The sequence below is a fragment of the Algihabitans albus genome, from assembly GCF_003572205.1.
GTDB classification, from domain to species: domain Bacteria; phylum Pseudomonadota; class Alphaproteobacteria; order Kiloniellales; family DSM-21159; genus Algihabitans; species Algihabitans albus.
In genome coordinates this window covers 453,099-469,034 of record NZ_QXNY01000002.1, presented here as the reverse complement: position 1 = coordinate 469,034, position 15,936 = coordinate 453,099, and the positions used below count along the sequence as shown (strand labels likewise).

At 65.2% G+C, this 15,936-nt stretch carries 14 protein-coding genes, 1 tRNA gene and 1 riboswitch; of the genes, 6 read left to right on the top strand and 9 right to left on the bottom strand.

The annotated features are described in order from the left end of the window. From thiS to DBZ32_RS03780, 5 genes are all read right to left on the bottom strand, one after another. On the bottom strand, positions 1 to 198 hold the full coding sequence (gene thiS / locus DBZ32_RS03800; protein WP_119165768.1) for a sulfur carrier protein ThiS: 198 nt from the start codon (positions 196 to 198) through the stop codon (positions 1 to 3). Further along, complete coding sequence (gene thiO / locus DBZ32_RS03795) at positions 182 to 1,177, bottom strand: glycine oxidase ThiO (RefSeq protein ID WP_119165767.1); 996 nt, start codon at positions 1,175 to 1,177, stop codon at positions 182 to 184. Before thiO ends, thiS begins: the two co-directional genes overlap by 17 nt. A gap of 81 nt (positions 1,178 to 1,258) precedes the next feature. After that, positions 1,259 to 1,360: riboswitch (TPP riboswitch) on the bottom strand. A gap of 150 nt (positions 1,361 to 1,510) precedes the next feature. Beyond that, complete coding sequence (gene glnA / locus DBZ32_RS03790) at positions 1,511 to 2,920, bottom strand: type I glutamate--ammonia ligase (RefSeq protein WP_119165766.1); 1,410 nt, start codon at positions 2,918 to 2,920, stop codon at positions 1,511 to 1,513. Positions 2,921 to 3,119: 199 nt separating this feature from the next. Next, the gene (locus DBZ32_RS03785; protein WP_119165765.1) at positions 3,120 to 3,458 is read right to left on the bottom strand and encodes a P-II family nitrogen regulator; all 339 of its coding nucleotides are present in this window, start codon (positions 3,456 to 3,458) and stop codon (positions 3,120 to 3,122) included. A 229-nt stretch (positions 3,459 to 3,687) separates the two neighbouring features. Next, positions 3,688 to 4,929 (bottom strand): pyridoxal phosphate-dependent aminotransferase, encoded by a 1,242-nt coding sequence (locus tag DBZ32_RS03780; protein WP_119165764.1) that lies wholly within the window; start codon positions 4,927 to 4,929, stop codon positions 3,688 to 3,690. Positions 4,930 to 5,174: 245 nt separating this feature from the next. Here DBZ32_RS03780 and DBZ32_RS03775 point away from each other — a divergent pair. Beyond that, a tRNA-His gene (locus DBZ32_RS03775) sits at positions 5,175 to 5,251 on the top strand. 16 nt (positions 5,252 to 5,267) lie between these two features. Here DBZ32_RS03775 and DBZ32_RS03770 read toward each other — a convergent pair. Continuing rightward, entirely contained in the window at positions 5,268 to 6,110 is an 843-nt protein-coding gene (locus DBZ32_RS03770) for a hypothetical protein (protein ID WP_119165763.1), read from the bottom strand. A 325-nt stretch (positions 6,111 to 6,435) separates the two neighbouring features. Here DBZ32_RS03770 and DBZ32_RS22625 point away from each other — a divergent pair, with 325 nt between their 5' ends. Then, positions 6,436 to 7,602 carry an SPOR domain-containing protein gene (locus tag DBZ32_RS22625; RefSeq protein ID WP_162906543.1) on the top strand — a complete coding sequence of 389 codons (1,167 nt, stop codon included), beginning with the start codon at positions 6,436 to 6,438 and terminating at the stop codon, positions 7,600 to 7,602. Between the two features lie 9 nt (positions 7,603 to 7,611). Further along, positions 7,612 to 8,397, top strand: coding sequence for an HpcH/HpaI aldolase family protein (locus DBZ32_RS03760; protein ID WP_119165761.1), 786 nt, complete (start codon positions 7,612 to 7,614; stop codon positions 8,395 to 8,397). A 109-nt stretch (positions 8,398 to 8,506) separates the two neighbouring features. On the opposite strand, the gene DBZ32_RS03755 is transcribed toward DBZ32_RS03760, so the two are convergent. Together DBZ32_RS03755 and DBZ32_RS03750 are read right to left on the bottom strand one after the other, a co-directional pair. Then, positions 8,507 to 8,821, bottom strand: a complete 315-nt coding sequence (locus DBZ32_RS03755; protein WP_119165760.1) for an aldehyde dehydrogenase — start codon at positions 8,819 to 8,821, stop codon at positions 8,507 to 8,509. Between the two features lie 8 nt (positions 8,822 to 8,829). After that, the gene (locus tag DBZ32_RS03750; RefSeq protein ID WP_119165759.1) at positions 8,830 to 10,149 is read right to left on the bottom strand and encodes a sulfite oxidase; all 1,320 of its coding nucleotides are present in this window, start codon (positions 10,147 to 10,149) and stop codon (positions 8,830 to 8,832) included. A 227-nt stretch (positions 10,150 to 10,376) separates the two neighbouring features. Between DBZ32_RS03750 and DBZ32_RS03745 the strand changes: the two genes are divergently transcribed. Next, positions 10,377 to 11,879: an NAD(P)H-hydrate dehydratase gene (locus DBZ32_RS03745; RefSeq protein WP_119165758.1), complete on the top strand. Its 1,503-nt coding sequence runs from the start codon at positions 10,377 to 10,379 to the stop codon at positions 11,877 to 11,879. A 136-nt stretch (positions 11,880 to 12,015) separates the two neighbouring features. Then, positions 12,016 to 12,255, top strand: coding sequence for a hypothetical protein (locus DBZ32_RS03740; RefSeq protein WP_119165757.1), 240 nt, complete (start codon positions 12,016 to 12,018; stop codon positions 12,253 to 12,255). Between the two features lie 64 nt (positions 12,256 to 12,319). Here DBZ32_RS03740 and DBZ32_RS03735 read toward each other — a convergent pair whose 3' ends face one another. Continuing rightward, complete coding sequence (locus tag DBZ32_RS03735) at positions 12,320 to 13,186, bottom strand: LysR substrate-binding domain-containing protein (RefSeq protein ID WP_119165756.1); 867 nt, start codon at positions 13,184 to 13,186, stop codon at positions 12,320 to 12,322. Between the two features lie 256 nt (positions 13,187 to 13,442). Here DBZ32_RS03735 and DBZ32_RS03730 point away from each other — a divergent pair, with 256 nt between their 5' ends. Continuing rightward, on the top strand, positions 13,443 to 15,935 hold the full coding sequence (locus tag DBZ32_RS03730; protein WP_119165755.1) for a transketolase family protein: 2,493 nt from the start codon (positions 13,443 to 13,445) through the stop codon (positions 15,933 to 15,935). The last annotated feature ends 1 nt before the right edge of the window (position 15,936 follow it).

Sequence of the window (15,936 nt, the reverse complement as noted above, 5' to 3'; positions counted from 1 at the left end):
TCAGCCCCCCTGGCGCGGCGTGACGATCTCAAGCCGATCACCAGGTTGCAGCGTGACGCGGTCACGCGCGGCAGCCGGCACGAAATCCTCGTTCACGGCCGTCGCAACCTTCTTGTCGGCATAGCCGAGATCCTCCAGCACCGCCGGTAGCGCGTCGTTCCGTATCTCAACGGCAACGCCGTTAACCGTGATCTTCATCCATCACCTCCGGAAGCCTGCCATCACAGACCAAGTCCGCCGCCATTCGCGCTAGCGCCGGCGCGAGCAGGAATCCATGACGGAACAAGCCGTTGACATGGATTGTCTTACCCCGTCGTCGCAGGCGCGGCAGGTTGTCGGGAAAGGCCGGTCGGGCATCGACGCCGATCTCGATCAGTTCGGCCTCCCCGAAGGCCGGATGCAGAGCGTAGGCGGCGCTCAACAGTTCCAGCACGGAGCGGACGGTGGCACGCCGGCCTTCGCCGCTTTCGATCTGCGTCGCACCCAGCATGAACACACCGTCCCCGCGCGGCACGATGTAGAGTGGGTAGCGCGGATGCAGCAGACGCACGGGTCGGGTCAGGGTGACGTCGGGCGCGCGCAGCAAAGCCATTTCGCCCTTTACCCCGCGCAGGTCGGGGAGACTGTCGCGAGCCGACAGCCCCCGACAGTCGAAGGTCAACCTCTGCGGCTCTTCGCCGGCCCGCCCTTCGGCCTCGACGAAGGTGACACCGCCAATCGCCAGACGTGCACGGAGATGCTCGAGCGCCATGCGCGGATCGAGATGCGCCTCGTCGGCAAAATGCAAGGCGCGGTCGAAGCGATCTTCCAACTGCGGTTCCAGCGCGGCCAATTCGGACCGATCGATTGTCCGATGGCCGCGCGTGCGGCGCGCGAAGCGGTCGAGTTCACGCCTGTCGCGCCCTAGCGCTACGACAAGTGATCCGCGGCGCTGCACCGCTACGCCCTGGCGCAGCCACCAGCAGGCCGCCTCCTGCCCAAGCCGGACGACGGGTTCCTCGGCTGTCTCGCCTTCGCAGAACGGGGCCAGCATACCACCCGCCCACCAGGAGCAGGCATGCGGGCCAGGGCGGGAGCTGCGGTCGATGACGGTGACAGCCAATCCACGCCTGGCCAGTTCGGCGGCGACGCAAAGCCCGGCTACGCCGGATCCGATGACCGTCGCGTCACCCGTCATGTACGGGCCTCGCGGATGCGCCGCGCGCAGTCGTTTTCCGCTCCCGTAGGACAGCAGAACGGCGGAGGGTGAGGAGATGCTGTCTATTCATGCTCCGTTTCCTACGCCGGTATTACCCGGATCAGGTGTGATGGGTTGGCATGAAGCCTCTCAGCCCCTCGCGGAGCACCCCAACGGATTCAACCTATGCTTAACCGTGTCGAGACATGAGAGCAAGGGCGAGCGGTGGCGGTCCGAGAGGTTTGCCCGGAACGAAAACGGCGCGAAAGCGGATGTCCGCCTTCGCGCCAAGTCTTCAATCCGGCCCGCCCTCAACCGAGCGCGCTGGTCGGATCAGGCCGAGTAGTACATCGAGAATTCGACCGGGTGCGGTGTGTGCTCGAAGGTGTAGACCTCCTCCCACTTCAGTTCGAGATAGCCTTCGATCTGATCCTTGTCGAAGACGTCGCCCTGACAGAGGAAGTCCATGTCGTTGGCCAAGGCGTTGAGCGATTCGCGCAGGGAGCCGCAAACGGTCGGAATGTCCTTCAGCTCCTCGGGCGGCAGGTCGTAGAGGTTCTTGTCCATCGGGTCGCCCGGATGGATCTTGTTCTTGATCCCGTCCAGCCCGGCCATCAGCATTGCCGAGAAAGCCAGGTAGGGATTGGAGAGAGCGTCGGGGAAGCGCACTTCCACGCGCTTGGCCTTCTCGCCGGCTCCGAAGGGAATGCGGCAGGAGGCAGAGCGGTTGCGCGAGGAATAGGCCAGCAGAACCGGCGCCTCGAAGCCCGGGATCAGGCGCTTGTAGCTGTTGGTCGTGGAGTTGGTGAAGGCGTTGATCGCCCGCGCGTGCTTGATGATGCCGCCGATGTAGTAGAGCGCCGTTTCCGACAGGCCCGCATAGCCGTCGCCCGCGAACAGCGGCTTGCCATCCTTCCAGATCGACTGGTGGCAATGCATGCCGGACCCATTGTCGCCCATGACCGGCTTCGGCATGAAGGTCGCCGACTTGCCATAGGTATGGGCCACCATGTGAACCACGTACTTGTAGATCTGCATGGCATCGGCCTGGCGCAGCAGCGTATCGAACTTGATGCCCAACTCGTGCTGCGACGGCGCCACCTCATGGTGATGCTTCTCGACCTCCAGGCCCATCTCCTTCATCACCGAGACCATCTCGGCGCGTAGGTCGGTGCCGCTGTCGATCGGAGGAACCGGGAAGTAGCCGCCCTTGATGCCCGGGCGGTGGCCGAGGTTGCCTTCCTCGAGCGCCTCACCGGACATGTAAGGTCCTTCCTCGCTCTCGAAGCGGAAGAAGGTGTGGTTCATGTTGACGCCGAAGCGCACGTCGTCGAACACGAAGAACTCTGCCTCGGGCCCGAAGAAGGCGGTATCTCCGATGCCGCTTGCCTCCATGTAGGCGAGAGCCTTGCGCGCGGTCGAACGCGGGTCGCGGTTGTAGGGTTGGCCGGTCGTGGGGTCGGTCACGTCGCAAACCAGAACGAGCTGCGGCTGTGCCGTGAAGGGATCCATGACGGCTGAGCCGAGATCCGGCTTCAGGTTCATGTCGGACTCGTTGATCGCCTTCCAGCCGGCGATCGACGACCCGTCGAACATAATGCCGTCGTTCAGCATGTCCTCGTCGACGGTGTCGACGTGCTGCGCGACGTGCTGCCACTTGCCGCGCGGGTCGGTAAAGCGGAAATCGACGTACTGAACGCCGTTCTCCTCGATCATCTTCAAAACACTCTCGACGTCGGACATTGCTCTCAAGCCTTTCCTTGTTGTCCTCTCGTGGATCCTGAAGGGCATTGGTTTCTTGCTTCGTTTATCCGAACCGGGGCGCCCTCAACCCGAAGTTCGGATCCTGACTGTTTCTGGAAACACGTCTCGCCAGTCGCCTGTCCCAGGCCGGTTTCTTGGTCAAACCGTGTCCTTGGCCAGGTCGGTTCCGGGAGAAGCGTCAGACCGCTTCCACGCCGCGCTCGCCGGTCCGGATCCGGATCGCTTCGTCGACGCTGGACACGAAGATCTTGCCGTCGCCGATACGGCCGGTGTGGGCGGCCTGTTGAATGGCCTCCACGGCACGTTCCACCAAGCTGTCGTCGAGCACGACCTCGACCTTCACCTTGGGCAGGAAATCGACGACGTATTCGGCGCCGCGGTAGAGTTCGGTATGGCCTTTCTGCCTGCCGAATCCTTTGGCTTCGATCACTGTGATGCCCTTGATGCCCACCTCATGGAGGGATTCCTTCACCTCGTCGAGCTTGAAGGGCTTAATGATGGCTTCGATTTTTTTCATGGCCTCTTTTGGATCGTTCGTTGTGCCGCGGGGACTGGTGCTTTGGAAGGACGCCCGCCAAGCTGCGGCGGCGCGATGGAATGACCGCACGCAAAGTTGCATTAAGCACGGATCGTGCCAACTGATACCTTGAGCCGAAGGGGCCTGATTTGCCTGCGAAAAGGGCAGGAACCGACCAGGCGCGTTGCCTAAAAAGCGTGCAACCTGCCGCCGGCCTAATCACGCGGCGTCAAGCGACACCGCGGTCGGCCAGGAAAGCCCCGATCCGTTGGAGGCCCTCTTTGAGGTTCTCGGAAGAGTTGGCATAGGAAATGCGGAGATACCCCTCGCCGAACAGTCCGAAGGAGGTGCCCGCGATGGTCGCGACGCCGGCTGTCTCCAGCAGTGCCGTCTCGAGCTGTTTCGCCGTCAGCCCGGTGCCGGTGACGTTGGGAAAGGCGTAGAAAGCGCCGCCCGGCTCCACGCAACCGACACCCGGCAGATCGTTCAGGCCGTCGACGACCTGCCGGCGGCGGGCGTCGAAAGCCGCATGCATCTCGACCACCGCGTCTTGCGGGCCGGTCAGGGCGGCCAGCCCGGCGAACTGCGCCGCCGCGTTGACGCAGGAAAAGGAGTTGATCGCCATTCGAACCGCCGGTTCGACGAGGCTCTGCGGCCAGTAGGAGTAACCCAGCCGCCACCCCGTCATGGCGAAGGTCTTCGACCAGCCGTCCAGCAAGATCAGCCGCTCGTCCAGGCTCTCGTAAGCCAGCAGGCTCGCATGCTTGCGGCCGTCGTAGAGCAGCCGGGCATAGATTTCATCGGACAGCACGGCCACATGCGGATGATCGGCCAGCCCCGCGACCAGTCGCGCCACCTCGGCCTCCGGCGTGACGCCGCCGGTCGGATTGGCGGGGCTGTTCAGAATGATCAGCCGGGTCTGTGGTCCGATCAAGGACAGCGCTTCCTCCGCGGAAAAGGCGAAGCCCTTCGCCTCGCGCAGCGGCAGAGGAACCGGTGTCGCCCCGCTGTAGTCGATCAGCGAGCGATAGATCGGGAAGCCGGGATCGGGATAGACGATCTCCACGCCGGGTTGGCCGAACATCAGAATCGCCAGAAACATGGTGACCTTGCCGCCGGGAACGATCAGCACGCGGCCGGGATCGAGTCTCCGGCCCGCCCGCGGTTCAAGCTCCGCCGCCACGGCCTCGCGGAGCTCCGGCAGTCCGGCCGCCGGCGTGTAGCCGTGATGACCTTCGTGCAGGGCCTTGATCGCAGCTTCGACGATATGCGGCGCAGGGGCGAAGTCGGGCTGGCCGATTCCCAGATTGACGATGCTGCGACCGTCGGCCTCCAGGGCCTTTGCGCGGGCCAGCACCTCGAAGGCGCTTTCCGTTCCCAGCCGCGCGAGAGCGGGAGTCGGCTGCAGACCCTTCGGTGGGTCGAAGGCCGAGGTCGAAGTCGGGAAGGGGGAAGGTCGCGGCGCAGTCATAACGCAAAGAGCTCGCTCTCGGTCGCTTGCAAGGAAGCGCGAGCCTAGAGCAGGAGAGCTTTCGGTGGAAACGCTCAGTCGAACTGCGCCCGGTCGAAACGCGCCCCGTGGCCGTCCAGTGAGAGCGCGGGCGACGGCCGCGCTTGACGCCCGGCAGTCGGCCCGCTTATTTACCGCGCCTGCGTCGATGGACCTTTGTCCTGGGCATTTGCCTGGGTCCGGTCTGTCGCGACGCCGTCTCGGTGGTGGCTGTAGTTCAGTTGGTTAGAACGCCTGGTTGTGATCCAGGAGGTCGCCGGTTCAAGTCCGGTCAGCCACCCCATTTCCCCAGATCGCCCCTAAAACTTCATGCTCCATTCGGCGCGGGCCGCGTAAGTCGCGACCTCCGGGGTGGTTTCGCTGCGCAGGAGCAATCGCCCAGGGCCGAGAGGGGCTGCGTACCCGAACGACAAGCGTTCCACGCCCTCCGGGTTGCGGGTCAGCCGCGCGCGGAGGCGATCGCCGGAGGTGAACGCGCCGTCGCCGCCTAGGGCCAGTTCGGAAGTGAGGCGGGTGTGCCGGTCGGCGGCGGCCATGTTGGTTTCCACCTTGCCGCCCAGTTCGAAACGCAGCCATGGCCGCAGGGCAAAGCTGGAGCTCGCCCCCAGAACACGCTGTCCGGCCGCGCTGGCGCCGAGCTGCAGGACGAGATCGGCAAACGCCTCCGTTACCTGCAGTTCACCGGCGAAAATTTCCCCGGCGTCCTGATCGGTACCGGCGGCGAGTGCCAGACGCGCGGCGCCCAAAGCCGTACTCAGTCCGAGAGAGCGGCTCTCCGCAAAGAGGTTGACCAGGGCATCCCTTGCGGATGCGGTCATGGCGCCGGGTGCGCCGAACAGTCCGGAAAGCTGGCCGTCGTAGGCCGCCTTGAGAGCGAAGGACCCGAAATCGAAGCCGGTAGAGACCCCCATCAAGTCCGCGTTTTCCGCTTCCGTCAGCCTAAGCCGCGCTTCGAGCGGTCCCACTGCGGACGACAGCGCGGCCCCGTGATCCAGCGGCTGCAGGATCAGCGGTGCGACCTTGGGGTCGGCGGAAGCCGCGGAGCTTGTGGCGATGGTCGTGGCAGTCGCTGTGGCCAGCAGCAGAGCGTTTACGCCGAAGATCAGGCGCAAGGCACCGCTGATAAACGTGCGGATAAACACGGCCTGACTCCGGGCGAGATGAAAATTACATCGCTTCCTAAGTTATATGAAAATGGTTAATGCTTGATTGATACAAGTCACAGCTTGGCCTCAAAATTACCCTAACTCTCTAGAAATCGTATTCGCTCGGCCTGTGGTTCTCGGCGTCAGGTCGAAAGAGAGGGGGAACCGCAAACCGGGGCCGTGCTCATGGCCGTGTTGGGGCTGGCTTGCCGCGACGCGTGGCGTAAGGCTAGCTTTGAGCAGGGAGAGGGATTACGAGGCGGCGGACCGGGATATGAGGAGACGCGAAGGGCGTCGGATTTGGCGACCGAGATTGGCGAAGGTGCTTCTTGTGCTCTTCGCCGGGCTTGCCGCGTGGCCGTCCGGATCTTGGGCGCAGACTCTGGATCCGAATGAAGCTCCGGTGTTCCGCGACGGCTTGGCGGCCTTCGAAGCGGGAGACCCGCAGGCGGCCTACGATATCTGGGCGCCGGCCGCCGAGGCGGGCGAGCCCTTGGCGCAATACGGTCTCGGCAAGCTTTACGAGACCGGCGGCCCCGGTTTCGAGCCCGATCTCGAGCAATCCGTAAGCTGGTACGAGAAATCGGCCGGGCAGGGCGTTCCGGCTGCACTCAACAATCTCGCGCGGTTCTACGCGGAAGGTCGCGGGGTGAGACGGGATACGGATCAGGCAGTGCTGCTTTGGTCCCAGGCGGCTCGGCTCGGCCACCCCCACGCGCAGTACAATCTCGGCTTGGCCCTGTTCCGCGGCGAATGGGTCGAACAGGATCAGGCGGGCGCCGTCGAATGGTTCCTGCAATCGGCGGCCGCCGGCTTGCCGGAAGCGCAGTTCGCCGCCGGACAGATCTTCGAACGTGGAATCTACCGGGAGACTGATCTGCCGCGTGCCGCCCAGTGGTACGGGCGGGCCGCGGACCAGGGGCACGTGGCGTCGCAGCAGAGTGCCGAACGCCTGGCTCCGGTTATCGGTGCCGAAGCCGCCCCTCGGGCCGGTCCGCCCCCACCCCTGTCATCGCCTGCCGTGGCACCGCCGCCGCCGAGTGCCGCCGAAAGCCCGGCGCCAGCAGCCGTCCCCTCGACCGTTTTCGAAGTTTCACCGCCGGTTCCGCCCCGGCGCCCGCTTACCGGCTCACCTCCAGCGCCCGCTGCGGAAGCCCCTGCAGAGGCTCCCGCTCGGACCGCGCCACCGTCAACGGCCCAAACCGCCGAACGGCCGGCGCCGAGCGCCTCCGAGGGGGGCGCGACTGGAGGCGGTCGTTGGCGGGTTTGGCTTGGATCGGCAGCCGATGAGGCGGAAGCCGAACGGCTGGCCGCGCAGCTTGTCGACGCGGGTCCGGCCCTGACCGCGGGACAGATCGAGACGGCGTCCGGAGACGGGCGCTTGCGCCTGCTGGCCGGAGGATTCGCGGATCGCGACGCGGCTCAGACGCTTTGCGACCGTTTGCGCGGTCAAGTTCCCGCGGCTTTCTGCATTCCCGTCGAGGAGTAGGCGATCAGCATGCCTCCCTACGGCGATCTCAAGGCCCGCTTGATCGCTGGCGAGCCCTGTTTCGGTGTCTGGTGCGAGCTTTACGCCTCCATGGCGACCGAGATTTTGGCGGAGGCCGGCTTCGACTGCCTGCTGGTCGATCTGGAGCATGGGTCCGGTTCCTACCGCGATGCCGTTTCTCAGCTTCAGGCGATCAAGGGGACCGGCTGCACGCCTTTGATTCGTGTGCCCTGGAACGACCCGGTCGCGATCAAACGCACTTTGGACATCGGTGCGGCCGGGGTCATGATTCCGGCGATCTCCAGTCCCGAGGAGGCCGAAGCCGCCGTGGCCGCCTGCAAGTACCCGCCGGAGGGTTTCCGTGGGGCCGCGCCCGGTATCGTGCGCGCCACGGCCTTCGGGCTGAAGGCGGACGACTACCTGGCCGGCATCAACGACAAGCTACTGATCGTCGCGCAGATCGAAACGCAGCGCGGCGTCGAGGCGGTAGAGGAAATCGCGTCGGTCGAGGGCCTCGATCTCCTGTTCATCGGCCCGATGGATCTCTCGGCCGATATCGGATTGTTGGGCCAGACGGAGCATCCCAAGGTGCAGGCTCTGATCGAGCGCGTCGAGACCGCGACCCTGGAGGCGGGGCGGGCGCTCGGTTCGATCGTCTTTCCCGGACGCTCGGCAAGCGATCTGCTTGCGCGTGGCCATCGGCTGATCGTCGGACAGAGCGATGTCGACTTTATCCGTAACGGCGCTCTGGCCGCGCTTGCGGAAGCGCGCAAGCTATCGTCCGGCCTGCCGTAGGGGCGACGCATAAACGGAGCCCCAGGGCGGCTCATCACCATCCTGGGGCTCGAAAGCTTCGGTTTCCAGAGTTCGATCCCGCCAGCTGCTTTGGGCTAACGGCTCTGGGCTAGTTGTTTGTGCGGTCCTCATCGTAGTGGTCTGCGAGGTAGTCCAGGATTTCGTTTCGCGTGGCCTCGTCCAGTTCGGCCATGCCCTGGTCCTCGACCATCCAGTCCAGAACATCGTCCCAACGCTTTCGCGACAGGCCTTGCTGCGTGACGATCGCCATCGAGTGGCAGGCCGAGCACATGTAGAAAACGGTTTCGCGGCCTTCGCCCGGCGGCATGTCCTCCGGGTCGTTGACGATGGCAGCCATGCTGCTGCCGGCCGCCAGGAAAATCCCGGCGGCCAGGGACGTGCGGATGAGTTTCGACAGGGTCATCTGACCTCTCAGCTCGGGACGCGCAGGGACACGCGGTGCATGGCGTTGTTGCCGTAGCCGCGCGGGTTCCAGCCGACCGTGAAGGGTTGTTGGGTCCCGGCTTCGTCGGTCGCCCGGGACCAGACCTCGTAGTAGCCCTGGGATGGCAGGCGGATCACCTGACGCCAGGTTTGCCAGGCGTACTTGTTGGCCGGCGGCGCGAGTTCCGTCGAGATCCAGGTCGCCCCGAAATCGATCGAGAGCTCGACCTGCGCGACGGAACGCTCGCCGGCCCAGGCATGTCCGCGGACCTCGACGCTGCGGTTGTCCAGGGGCAGGGTCGAGTCGCTGCGCGGCGAGGTGATGATGGACTTTACCGGCATGGATTCCATGATCCGCATGTCTTCGTTCTCCACCTCGTCGCCCGGGGCGACGGGGAAGGCCGGCATGCGATAGCTCTGGCCGCCCATTTTCGGGCCGTCGTGCACGTCGGCCCGGACCTGGATGCGGTTGAGCCACTTCTGGGAGGCCGACCCCGGCCAACCCGAGCAGACCGTGCGAACCGGAAAGCCGTGCAGGGCCGGAATGGCTTCGCCGTTCATCTCGAAGGCGATCAGGCTATGCGGCTCCATCGCCTTCCAGAGCGGCACTCCACGCGAGAGCGGCAGTTTCTCCGGATCTCCCGAGAGGTGCGGGTCGAGGCCGTAGTGGCCGGTGTAGATGGCCGTGTCCTTCACGCCGGCGGCGCGCAACACATCGGCGTAGCGCACGCCGGTCCAGACCGCGTTGCCGATCGCGCCGACCGTCCACTGGTTGCCGCGCGCCGGGGGATTGAAGGCGCTGCGTCCGTTTCCTCCGCACTCGAGCTGAAGCTCATAACTAACTGTTTCAAAATTATTTTTAAGATCGTCGAGGGACATCTCGAGAGGATTGTCGACCTCTCCGTCGACGGTGAGTGTCCAACCGCTGGCGTCGCCATCGATGGCAAACTGCGGCACCAAGCCGTTGTTGCGGACGAAGAAGCGGTGGTTCGGGGTGATGGCATCGTCGAGCAGGTGGGCCGGGGTCTCGGCATTGATCGGCCGGTCGTTCAGAAGCGTCAGGCCGTCCTTCGTCTCGAACAGCATAGTTTCATCGCTCTGCGCCAAGGCTTCGGGGATCAGGCCGAGCGGCATGTTGCGATGGAAGGGGATGGCGGCACCCAGAACGGCCCCCATGGTGGCAAGACCGGCCCCCTTGAGAAAGCCGCGACGGTCGCTGTGCGCGACGCGGCCGAAGACCAAGCGGTCGGCACGTTCAGGGTCCTGCTGATAGAGCTCGAACAGCCCGCGTTCTTTCTTGCCGGTCATGTCGTCACTTCTCCTCCCGTTTATCTCCCGGTCCGTCGGTTTGCCAATCGGCGCCCGATAGCCGGCTTTTCATATACGTAAAAAGTGATGGGTCGCTGCCGCCTTGGCAAGCCCAATTCTTCACCCTAAGCCTTTGGAATGGTGTGATTTTGGAAGCTACGCTGTTGCTGCGGCGCACAACGGCGGCAACCTGCTAGGGTCGCACCGAACGCCAGGGGAGCGACAGGATGAAGGCGCACGAGCAGGCACTCTTGACCAGCGAGCAGATGGGGCAGGCGGACCAAGCCGCGATGACCGGCGGTGTCCCCGGTGCCGAACTTATGGCGGCCGCCGGCCTGGCCGTGGCGCGCTGCCTTGAACGTCGGTGGAAACCCTGCCGGACGCTGGTGCTCTGCGGGCCTGGCAACAACGGGGGAGACGGCTTCGTTGCGGCTCGGTTGCTGGCGGCGGCCGGCTGGCCCGTGCGCTTGATGCTGCTCGGCGACAAGGAGCGGCTGCGCGGCGATGCGGCCCATCACGCGGCCCTCTGGGAGGGCGAGGTCGAACCGCTGACCGAGGCCGCGGGCTTGACCGCCGTCGGAGACTGGGCCGAGCTCGCGGTGGACGCCTTGTTCGGCGCCGGCCTTTGCCGTCCGCTCGAGGGTATCGCCGCATCGGTGGTCCAGGCGATCAACCGGAGAGGTTTGCCGAGTGTCGCCGTCGACATGCCCAGCGGGCTGTCGGGCAACAGCGGCTTGCCGCTCGGCGAGGTCTGTCTCCAGGCGACGGCCACGGTCACCTTCTTCCGCAAGAAACCCGGACACCTGTTGCTGCCGGGCCGACGGCTCTGCGGTGCCTTGGAACTGGCTCAGATCGGCATAGCGGCCGAGGTGTTGCAGGAAATCTCGCCAGCCGTCTGGGAAAATGCGCCGTCGCTTTGGCAGGAGCGCCTGCGTTGGCGCGAGCCCCAGTCGCACAAATACGACTTCGGGCACCTTTTGATCGCCGGCGGCTCGATGATGACAGGCGCCAGCCGGCTGGCGGCCCGCGCCGCGCTGCGCTGCGGAGCCGGGCTGGTTTCACTGGCCGTGCCGGAGGCCACACGCGCGATCTATCAGCAAGGTCTCGACAGCCTGATCGTTTTGCCCGTCGACACCGCCGAAGCCTTTGCGGATCTGCTCGCCGACCGGCGCAAGACCGCCCTGCTGCTGGGACCGGGGCTAGGCACGGACAGACAGGCGCGAGAGCGGGTGGAGGCGGCGCTCGACAGCGGCCGGCCGACGCTGCTGGACGCTGACGCGCTGACGTGTTTCGCCGCAGCCCCGCAAGACCTGGCGGCGCTGCGGCGTGGCCCTCTCGTCATCACGCCGCACGAGGGCGAGTTCGTCCGGCTGTTCGGGGAGCGCTCCGGCGACCGGTTGGAGCGGGCACGGCGCGCCTCCGCGGAAATCGGCGCTACAGTGGTGATAAAAGGCTACGACAGTGTGATCGCGACGCCGGACGGGCGTGCCGCGATCAACGCCAATGCCCCGCCGAACCTGGCAACAGCCGGGGCCGGCGATGTTTTGAGCGGCATCGTCTCGGCATTGCTTGCGCAGGGACTGCCCCCCTTCGAAGCCGCGGCTGCCGGCGTCTGGATGCATGGCGGTACGGCGGAGGGGTTCGGCCCGGGTTTGATCGCCGACGATCTGCCGGAGCGTCTCCCTGCTGTCCTTTCGATTTTACAGAACAACGACAAGGTGTGGGATTGAAAACCCTTGTCTGCCTTGTTAACCAATAATTTAGAAGCGCTTTCGTACAAACAGTATTGGTGGATTGGTGGGCTGAACGCAACCTGAGCAAGAAAGGGGAAAAAGCGTGAGCCTGATAGAATTTGTCGGAGGCCTTATGGGACGCGGAGCTCGTTGGCAGTACGAGGTCCGTGAAGGGGCGGTCTTTCGCCGACAGAGCTCCAGTGGGGTCGTCGAGACGGCACGCGTGATCGAAGTCGCGCCGGATACTCAGGGAATCGCCCATGTTCATTACGATTTCCTGGTGGCGAAGAACGATCATCGCTTCATCGACGAACGCCGGACGCTCAACCTGGTGACCTTCCAGCAGGCCTTCGGTCAGCCGGTCGAGAGTTGATGTCGCTGCTTCGCATCGACGCTCCCAAGGCAGTGGCCAGATCGGCGCAGCGAACGTCAGTTCGTCAACGCGGCACTTCGAGCGCTTGTACGATGTGGTCGGCAAGGCGCTGCGCGGCGGGCGACAGGCTGGACGCCCTGAGCAGGGCGATTTCGGTATCGGCCAGGTTCGGCAGGCCGCCTTCGCCGTCCAGCACCCGCAGGCCGCTCGAAACCATGTCTTTCGGTAGCACGGTCACGCCCAGTCCGGCTTCCACGACCGCGAGCGTTCCTGCCAAGGACGTGCTGGTGTAGGCAATCCGCCAGGGCCGTCCATTGGCGTCCAATGCGGACAGCGCACGTTTCCGATAGACGCAGGGCTGGGGCGACAACACCAGCGGGAGAGGGCTGCCGCTTTCGGCCGAGCCGTAATCGAAACCGGCTCCCCCGGTCCAGACCAGCGGTTCGCGCCAGACCCGTTCGCCGGCGCTCGGGCCCTCGAGATCGCGCTTCACCAGCACCAGATCGTAGTCCCCGCGCTCGAAGCCCTCGTTCAGCAAAACCGTAAGCTGACAGTGAACTTCCAGAGCGACGCGGGGGTGACCGCGTGCGAAATCGGCCAGCACGCGCGGCAGACGGTGCGTGGCGAAGTCCTCCGGCGTGCCGAGGCGGACGACGCCCTCGACCTCCGGCTCGCTGACCGCCTCGCGGGCCTCCTCGGTCAGTTGCAGGATCCGACGCGCGTAGCCGAGCAGACGTTCGCCCTCCGTGGTCAGGGCGATCTGGCGACTGTTGCGGTCGAGCAGTCGCTTGCCAAGAGTTTCCTCTAAGCGCTTGATCTGGAGGGAGATGGTCGACTGGGTGCGACCGAGCCGCTCGGCCGCGCGGGTGAAACCGCCCAGCTCGACGATGGCAACGAAGCTGCGCAGAATATCCAGGTCAAGCGGGGCCATATGATCTGTTCATGCAATCCTTGAGCGGTCATCCATTTAGGGCCCCAATGTTCCGAGGTGAAGGTGACTTATGAGGTGAAAGCGGTTTTTGCACGTTCCGCCGCGGCCAGCCCGGACCGGACCGTCGGCTCCGCGAGGAAGCTTCGGCCCTCGGGCCGAGCATAAATTCCGATCCCAAGTTGGCACTATCGCTTTCGGGGGCTCCATGGTGGCGGTATAACCGCAATTCCGACCTAGACATGCGAGACGCGCCGCCATGACGCCACCCCCCGCCGCACAGACCGCCGCGCAAACTGCCGCGCTCCTGGACCGGGCCGAGGCCGGGCGGCGGCTAAGCGGGCCGGTCGCCGACAGCGAAACCCTCGAGCTGTTGCGAGCCTTGGAGCAGAAGATCCTTTGGCTCTCGAGTTGGACGATCCACAACGCCAACCATCTGCGAGAGTCGCGCGACGGTCTGAAGGTTGGCGGCCATCAGGCCTCCTGCGCGTCGCTCGTCACCCTGATGACGGCGCTCTACTTCGAGATCCTGCGACCGGAAGATCGCGTCGCCGTGAAACCGCATGCCAGTCCGGTATTTCACGCGATTCAGTATCTGCTCGGCCATCAGGAGGTCGAGAAGCTCCAGCTGTTCCGTGCCTTCGGCGGGGCCCAGTCCTATCCCTCGCGAACCAAGGACTCCGACGACGTCGACTTTTCGACCGGTTCCGTCGGGCTGGGCGTCGCCATGACCTCCTTTGCCAGTCTGGTACAGGATTACGTCGCTCTGAAGGGACTGTTGCCCGCGAATAAGAAGCCGGGGCGCATGGTGGCTTTGGTCGGCGATGCCGAACTGGACGAGGGCAATATCTACGAGGCGCTTCTGGAAGGTTGGAAGCACGACGTTCGCAACGTTTGGTGGATCATCGACTACAACCGGCAGAGTCTGGACTCCGTCGTCACCGACAGGCTGTTCGGCCAGATCGATCAGCTTTTCCACACGATGGGCTGGCGGGTCGTCACGGTGAAGTACGGCAAGCGCTTGCAGAGCGCTTTCGAACGACCCGGCGGAGACGTTCTGCAGCGTTGGATCGACGACTGTCCGAACTCGCTCTATTCGGCGCTCGTCTATAAGGGCGGGGCGGCCTGGCGCGCGCACTTGCTGCGGGATTTGGGCGATGAGCCCGGCCTGCGCGCTCTGCTCGCCGACCATGACGACAGCGATCTCCAGGCCCTCATGACCAATCTCGGAGGTCACGACATGGTGGCCGTGCTCGAGGCTTTCCGAAACGTCGAGGCTGAAACGCTGGCCGGCGACGACCGACCGACCTGCTTCCTGGCCTACACCATCAAGGGCCGGGGACTTCCTTTCGCGGGGCACAAGGACAACCACGCCGGGCTGATGAATCCCGAACAGATGGCCGAGTTCCAGACCGCCAACGCGGTCCCGAAGGGTCAGGAGTGGGAGCGTTTCGCCGGCCTGGGCCTGCCGGCCGAGCGTCTGCAGGGTTTTCTCGATCGAACCCCGTTCAATGCCGAGGGCCGCCGCCGTCATGCCGCGCCTCTGATCGAGGTGCCCGCCTTGCCGGAGCCCAAGGCAGATCGCATGTCGACTCAGGAAGGGTTCGGTCGCATTCTCGCCGACCTCGCGCGCCAGGACAGTCAGCTGGCGGAGCGGCTGGTGACCACCTCGCCGGACGTGACCGTTTCGACCAATCTCGGGGGATGGGTCAACCGCCGTGGCATCTTCGACCGCCACCCGCGCGAGGACGTCTTCAAGTCGGAGAAGGTCGTCTCGGCCCAGCGCTGGGGCATGTCGCCCGAGGGTCAGCATCTGGAGCTCGGCATCGCCGAGAACAATCTCTTCATCCTCTTGGCCGCCCTAGGGCTCAGCCACTCCCTGTTCGGTACGCGGCTGCTGCCGATCGGGACGCTCTACGATCCCTTCATCGCCCGCGGTCTCGATGCGCTCAACTACGCCTGCTACCAGGATGCCCGCTTTATCGTCGTCGCCACGCCGTCGGGCATTACGCTGGCGCCGGAAGGCGGCGCGCATCAGTCGGTCGGCACCCCTCTGATCGGCATGGCGCAGGACGGATTGGCGAGCTTCGAGCCAGCCTACGTCGACGAACTGACGGCCTTGCTGCAGTGGTCCTTCGACTACCTGCAGCGCGACGCCGAGCACCCGGGCCAGGACGCTCTGCCGGGAACCGACTGGCTGCGCGACTCCAGCGGCGGTTCGGTCTATCTCCGTCTATCGACCCGCAGTCTGGTCCAGCCGGAGCGGGTCATGACGCCGGCTCTGGCGCGAGACGTCGTCACGGGCGGTTACTGGGTGAAGCCGCCGGCCGCGGGCGCGGAGCTGGCGATCGCCTACAGCGGGGCCCTTGCGCCGGAAGCCTTGGCGGCCTGGGAGCAGGTGAGCGACGAGGTACCGGGCGCCGGACTGCTGGCCGTGACCTCCGCCGACCGTCTGAATGCCGAGTGGTCGGCGGCGGAGCAGGCACGCCAGCAAGGCCTGCAGACGGCTTCGAGTCATGTCGAGGAGTTGCTGCGACCCTTGGCCTCCGACGCGGCCCTGGTGACGGTGCTCGACGGACATCCGGGGACGCTCGGTTGGCTCGGCTCCGTGCGCGGTCACAAGGTCCAGGCGCTGGGAGTCGAGCACTTCGGCCAATCGGGCGATATTCCCGACCTCTATGCCAAATACCGCATCGACAGCGATGCGATCCTCGATGCTTGTGCCGCCGGCCTGGTCGCTCGCTTCCGTTAGC

Coding starts and splice junctions, on each gene's coding strand:
- thiS (WP_119165768.1), bottom strand. CDS start 198: ATGAAGATCACGGTTAACGGCGTTGCCGTTGAGATACGGAACGACGCG.
- thiO (WP_119165767.1), bottom strand. CDS start 1,177: ATGACGGGTGACGCGACGGTCATCGGATCCGGCGTAGCCGGGCTTTGC.
- glnA (WP_119165766.1), bottom strand. CDS start 2,920: ATGTCCGACGTCGAGAGTGTTTTGAAGATGATCGAGGAGAACGGCGTT.
- DBZ32_RS03785 (WP_119165765.1), bottom strand. CDS start 3,458: ATGAAAAAAATCGAAGCCATCATTAAGCCCTTCAAGCTCGACGAGGTG.
- DBZ32_RS03780 (WP_119165764.1), bottom strand. CDS start 4,929: ATGACTGCGCCGCGACCTTCCCCCTTCCCGACTTCGACCTCGGCCTTC.
- DBZ32_RS03760 (WP_119165761.1), top strand. CDS start 7,612: ATGCCTCCCTACGGCGATCTCAAGGCCCGCTTGATCGCTGGCGAGCCC.
- DBZ32_RS03755 (WP_119165760.1), bottom strand. CDS start 8,821: ATGACCCTGTCGAAACTCATCCGCACGTCCCTGGCCGCCGGGATTTTC.
- DBZ32_RS03750 (WP_119165759.1), bottom strand. CDS start 10,149: ATGACCGGCAAGAAAGAACGCGGGCTGTTCGAGCTCTATCAGCAGGAC.
- DBZ32_RS03745 (WP_119165758.1), top strand. CDS start 10,377: ATGAAGGCGCACGAGCAGGCACTCTTGACCAGCGAGCAGATGGGGCAG.
- DBZ32_RS03740 (WP_119165757.1), top strand. CDS start 12,016: ATGGGACGCGGAGCTCGTTGGCAGTACGAGGTCCGTGAAGGGGCGGTC.
- DBZ32_RS03735 (WP_119165756.1), bottom strand. CDS start 13,186: ATGGCCCCGCTTGACCTGGATATTCTGCGCAGCTTCGTTGCCATCGTC.
- DBZ32_RS03730 (WP_119165755.1), top strand. CDS start 13,443: ATGACGCCACCCCCCGCCGCACAGACCGCCGCGCAAACTGCCGCGCTC.